Source organism: Vibrio sp. Vb0349 (assembly GCF_033338975.1).
Genome location: NZ_JAWOTS010000146.1, coordinates 1 through 1,565, shown reverse-complemented (window position 1 = coordinate 1,565; position 1,565 = coordinate 1). Strand labels below are relative to the sequence as shown.

The following is a 1,565-nucleotide window of genomic DNA, read 5'->3' as shown; positions in this document are numbered from 1 at the left end:
CGCGCAAGTATTTTGCCTTTTAGAAGGTAGTAATCACCCTCTGGACCGCCATTATCTAAATACTCTTCTAAGTAACGTTCACTCGCATCGTAATTGGATTTTAAATATTCGAGCTTAGCTAAGATATAAATAATATCTGGGTCTTTAAGATCCTTTTTCTCTAGAGTGTTTATGTATAACTCAGCAGATTTTTGGTCTTTATTATCCAAATATAAATTGATCAGTTTTATCTTATAACTCGGGACTTCGACTAAGTTCGCTTTATAAAACTCAATAAGCTGTTCAGTTTGACCAGAGTTAGTCAGTAATTTTTCTTTTGTTACTAATTCTTGATTAATAGTTGAACAACCACTTAAAAAAAGTAACACCAAAAGAGAGAAATAGTTTTTTATATTCATTATCCTAGCATCCTCATTATCCCTGGCGCTGCGATTAGAACAACAATAGGAATCATGATAAAAGCGATCATTGGGATCGACATTTTTGCCCCCATCTTGCCGATTTTCTCTTCCAGTTCGAGCATGTTTATTTCTCGAATATCAGAAGCAAGAGAGGCTAATACCGCACCCACGGATGACCCGTACTTTAAGCTTTGAGTAAGCGTCATGACGAAGCTTTGAGCTTCCGTCGTTGGGACTAAGTCGTAAAACTCGGTGAGAGCTCGGTCTAACCCAACAATTTTGGCCCGTTCTGACGTTTTCTTAACGACATAAGCAAGGTTTTCATCGACCGTTTTTAGCTCGTTCGACAAGTAATCCAAGCTCGCTTCTAACGTCATCCCCGTGTGTACACAAACGTTCATCAAATCCAGTAAGAAAGGCAGCCGACTACTTACATGTCGCACGTTTGCATTCCCTCGCGATGAGATATACATATCCGGCGCGATCAAACAAACAAGCATAGAAAGCGAGAATGAAATAAACGCGGAGGAAAACTCCATCTCTCCTTGAATGTAGGAGTAGCCAATAAACGCCAAACAAAAAACCAAGGGTATAATTTTCAATAGATAATAGGCTTGAGCAATAAACTCGCTATGAATACCTGCTCTAACCAGATTATTTTTTGTTTCTTCTTTATTAAAAGATAATCGAGAAAGATGTAACGATAATTTGTCAACAAAAGGCGTTTTTTCTTGGGTTGAATCAATAATCTTTTTTGTTGAAATATTTGCTTTGGTTTTATCAAACACCTTTAACGAGTAATACGCGGCAGATAACGAGATAATTAAACCGAGCGCTAAGAAGATTAACTTAATATCAACCATTACCTAACTCCTCTTAATATCATGTAGATAAAGAAGAACCCAATAGCTTCACTAACCAAGACGTAATAAAAGATGGGTTTTCCCCCTTCTTCAAACATTACGAAGTTATAGTTTTCCGGGCTGGTCACTTTCAAAATCATGATAAAGATAACTGGCAACGCCGCGATGATTTTTGCTGATGCACGCGCTTCCGACGTCAACGCATTTTTCTTTTTCTCGATTGCCCTCGCTTCAAACATGATTCGGTTGATGCGGTTAATCACGTCTTTTAGCTGCCCACCTCGACTCAAGTTGATTCGAA

At 38.3% G+C, this 1,565-nt stretch carries 2 protein-coding genes and 1 pseudogene; all 3 read right to left on the bottom strand.

All coding sequences use genetic code 11. The features are described from left to right. A pseudogene (locus R7Q47_RS24025) lies at positions 1–398 on the bottom strand (pilus assembly protein TadD); the annotation flags it as partial. Further along, positions 398–1,264, bottom strand: a complete 867-nt coding sequence (locus tag R7Q47_RS24020) for a type II secretion system F family protein (protein WP_005481282.1) — start codon at positions 1,262–1,264, stop codon at positions 398–400. The pseudogene R7Q47_RS24025 and the gene R7Q47_RS24020, both read right to left, overlap by 1 nt. Then, positions 1,264–1,565: type II secretion system F family protein (locus tag R7Q47_RS24015; RefSeq protein ID WP_411912882.1), on the bottom strand; the 302-nt coding region annotated here is incomplete at its 5' end. The genes R7Q47_RS24015 and R7Q47_RS24020, both read right to left, overlap by 1 nt.

Coding starts and splice junctions, on each gene's coding strand:
- R7Q47_RS24020 (WP_005481282.1), bottom strand. CDS start 1,264: ATGGTTGATATTAAGTTAATCTTCTTAGCGCTCGGTTTAATTATCTCG.